The following is a 3047-nucleotide window of genomic DNA, read 5'->3' on the forward strand; positions in this document are numbered from 1 at the left end:
TTTTTCTGCGCCTTGCATCTGGGCAACTTTGCGTCCAAACACGATTTTCAGTTCAGACACTATCATGATATTATTCAAGCCGGATGAGTTCCACCTCGGCCTGGGCAAACATCTCCAGGGAAAGGGGGTCGTCGTATCCCTTTTTAAAGTACACCTTTTTAATCCCGGCGTTAATGATCATCTTGGCGCAGATGGAACAGGGTTGAATGGTACAGTACAGAGAGGCACCGGCAACTGGTATCCCGTGGAAGGCAGCCTGGATGATCACATTCTGTTCAGCATGAACACCCCGGCAAAGCTCATGTTTTTCCCCGGAGGGTATATTACGCTGATCGCGCAGGCAACCGGTCTGTATGCAATGGGGGAGTTGGGAGGGCGCCCCGTTATAACCCGAGCATAAAATGCGCTTATCCTTCACCAGCACCGCGCCCACCTTTCGCCGAAGACAGGTGGCCCTGGAGGCCACAAGTTCCGTGATGGCCATAAAATACTCATCCCAGGAGGGGCGGCCATCACTAACGGCGTTTGCGGAATCAGGGAAAACAGGGGGCATCAGCAGGCGGTATCCCCATACAGCGGGTAGTGGGTGCAAAGCTCTTTAACCTTGGCGGCTACTTTAGCTACATTTGCCTCGTCATCCAACACATCGCAGATAAATCCGGCTATATCTCCCACAGCATCTTCATTCATGCCCCTGGAGGTAATCAACGGCACCCCGATACGTACACCCGAAGTCACAAAGGGGCTGCGTTTTTCATTGGGTACGGTATTTTTGTTCACCGTAATATTTGCCTGTCCGAGACGCTCTTCCGCATCTTTTCCAGTGATATCCAACCCGGAAAAATCGACCAGAACCATGTGGTTATCCGTACCATTGGACACCAGTTTATAGCCCCTTTCCATGAGCACCTTTGCCAGGACAGCGGCATTTTTGACCACTTGTTTCTGATATTCAGTAAACGCCGGCAACAATGCCTCTTTAAACGCCACTGCCTTGGCCGTAACAACATGCATCAAGGGACCGCCCTGGATACCGGGAAAAATCTGGGAATTGATTTTTTTGCCCCGTTCGGCGCTGGAGAGAATCAGTCCACCCCTGGGACCACGAAGGGTTTTATGGGTGGTGGAAGTGATAATATCTGCATATCCAACAGGTGTGGGATGTACCCCCGCAGCCACAAGGCCTGCAATATGAGCCATATCCACCAGAAACAGCGCACCGCATGCTTTGGCAATTTCGGAAAAGCCCTTGAAGTCAAGGGTTCTAGGATAGGCCGAAGCCCCTGCCACAATCATTTTAGGCTTATTTGCCCGGGCCAGATCTTCCACCTGGTTCAAATCGATTGTTTCGGTTTCCGGATTTAAACCATAATGAGAAAAATTGAACAAACGGCCTGAAAAACTTACCCCTGCGCCATGGGTTAAATGACCGCCATGGGAAAGATCCATGGCCAGTATCCCGTCGCCGGGAGAGAGCACGGAAAAGTAAGCCGCCATATTGGCCTGGGATCCGGAATGGGGCTGCACATTGGCATATTCCACACCGAATAGCTTTTTTACCCGCTCAATGGCCAGATTTTCCGCCTCGTCCATGTACTGGCACCCGCCATAATAGCGCTTTGACGGATACCCTTCAGCATATTTGTTGGTCATGATGGAGCCCTGGGCTTCCATGACTGCCCGGCTGACTGTATTTTCCGAAGCGATGAGATTCAGCCCGTATTCCTGCCGACTGTATTCACGCTCAATAACGGAGGCAATCTCAGGATCACAAGCTTTGATAAATTGTATATTTTCCATAATTCAATCGTGCCTTTCTTAACCTAATCTTCTAATCTAGGGAACGGATACGGTCCAGATGGCGACCACCTTCAAAGGGGGTGGCAAGCCATTCCCTGACCAGTTCAAAGGCAAGAATATCACCGATTACACGACCACCCATGACCAGAATATTGGCATCATTGTGTTGCCGGCTCATCCTGGCGGAAAAGATATCCGAGCACAGGGCGGCACGTACACCTTTAAACCGGTTGGCCTGCATGGACATGCCAAGGCCGGTGCCACACAGAAGAATACCCCGGCCAAATGTACCGTCGGAAACGGCTTGGGCCACCTTTTTACCGAAATCGGCATAATTTACCGAAGCAGTGCCGTGGGTACCCGCATCCTCAACCTCATAACCAAGACCGGCGAGCAGATCCTTAATCTTTTCCTTTAATTCAAACGCGGCATGATCACTGCCGATGATAATCTGTTTATCCTTTTCCATATCTACCCCGGACCTTTATATTTATTTATGATTTCGATGCAATGAAGTCATAAATATCCTGGACAGTCGACAATTTCTCGGCCTGGTCGTCGTCAATTTCTATTTCAAAAATCTCTTCCATGGACATGATAAGCTCAACGATGGTCAGAGAATCAGCCCCCAGATCTTCGATCAACGACGCCTGGGGAACCACGTCCTCAATATCAATGCCGGGAATTTTTTCAGCAATAATTTTTCTTACCTTGGTTTCAATGGTCATAATCTGACTCCTTGAAGTATCTTCCGGCCTACTAATCGTCTGCATCCATATCAGTGTTTACATTTCTGCCTTTGTATGCACCGCATTCAGGACATGCTCTATGGGGCAATTTTGGCTCCTGACACTCGGAACATAAAGTTATGGTAGGGGAACCGGTTTTATAATGGGTACGTCTTTTTCTTCCTCTTGCCTTGGAGCTTTTCTGCTTGGGTACGGCCATGACTTTCTCCTAACTATATTATTTTATTTGGTTTTCATTTAATACTTACCAAAATTTAAAACATATCTAATTACCCTATTTTTTATTTGAAGTCAACCAAAGATTCTAATTAGAATTGCTGATTGCTTTAGGCCCCGCAATTATGATAGATAAACCGTCGATTTTACGCTGTTTATACGAATTCGGGCAGTACAAGGCCCAAATATCCTGTACCGGCTGTTGTTCGTAGAGTTTAACTTTTGGAGATCATAATGAATACAATAATCACACGCTTTCCGCCCTCCCCTACCGGCTACCTG

5 protein-coding genes are annotated in these 3047 nt (G+C 48.1%); all 5 read right to left on the reverse strand.

Annotated elements, in window-relative coordinates; all coding sequences use genetic code 11:
- Positions 1-70: 70 nt before the first annotated feature.
- From AB7U36_RS21555 to rpmF, 5 genes are read right to left on the reverse strand one after another with little or no spacing between them, the layout of a single operon-like run.
- Positions 71-553 carry a deoxycytidylate deaminase gene (locus tag AB7U36_RS21555; RefSeq protein WP_428161669.1) on the reverse strand — a complete coding sequence of 161 codons (483 nt, stop codon included), beginning with the start codon at positions 551-553 and terminating at the stop codon, positions 71-73.
- Positions 553-1800 (reverse strand): serine hydroxymethyltransferase, encoded by a 1248-nt coding sequence (gene glyA, locus AB7U36_RS21560; protein ID WP_428161670.1) that lies wholly within the window; start codon positions 1798-1800, stop codon positions 553-555. The genes AB7U36_RS21555 and glyA overlap by 1 nt, the downstream gene beginning before the upstream one ends.
- 31 nt (positions 1801-1831) lie before the next feature.
- Positions 1832-2269: a ribose 5-phosphate isomerase B gene (rpiB, locus tag AB7U36_RS21565; RefSeq protein ID WP_428161619.1), complete on the reverse strand. Its 438-nt coding sequence runs from the start codon at positions 2267-2269 to the stop codon at positions 1832-1834.
- A gap of 25 nt (positions 2270-2294) precedes the next feature.
- Complete coding sequence (acpP, locus tag AB7U36_RS21570) at positions 2295-2528, reverse strand: acyl carrier protein (RefSeq protein WP_004074289.1); 234 nt, start codon at positions 2526-2528, stop codon at positions 2295-2297.
- Positions 2529-2559: 31 nt separating this feature from the next.
- On the reverse strand, positions 2560-2748 hold the full coding sequence (gene rpmF, locus AB7U36_RS21575) for a 50S ribosomal protein L32 (RefSeq protein ID WP_004074288.1): 189 nt from the start codon (positions 2746-2748) through the stop codon (positions 2560-2562).
- Positions 2749-3047: the final 299 nt, after the last annotated feature.

It is taken from the genome of Desulfobacter sp. (assembly GCF_050177295.1).

Excerpts from the sequence above, each read along its gene's own strand:
- rpiB (WP_428161619.1), bottom strand. The coding sequence starts at position 2,269 with ATGGAAAAGGATAAACAGATTATCATCGGCAGTGATCATGCCGCGTTT.
- AB7U36_RS21555 (WP_428161669.1), bottom strand. The coding sequence starts at position 553 with ATGCCCCCTGTTTTCCCTGATTCCGCAAACGCCGTTAGTGATGGCCGC.
- rpmF (WP_004074288.1), bottom strand. The coding sequence starts at position 2,748 with ATGGCCGTACCCAAGCAGAAAAGCTCCAAGGCAAGAGGAAGAAAAAGA.
- acpP (WP_004074289.1), bottom strand. The coding sequence starts at position 2,528 with ATGACCATTGAAACCAAGGTAAGAAAAATTATTGCTGAAAAAATTCCC.
- glyA (WP_428161670.1), bottom strand. The coding sequence starts at position 1,800 with ATGGAAAATATACAATTTATCAAAGCTTGTGATCCTGAGATTGCCTCC.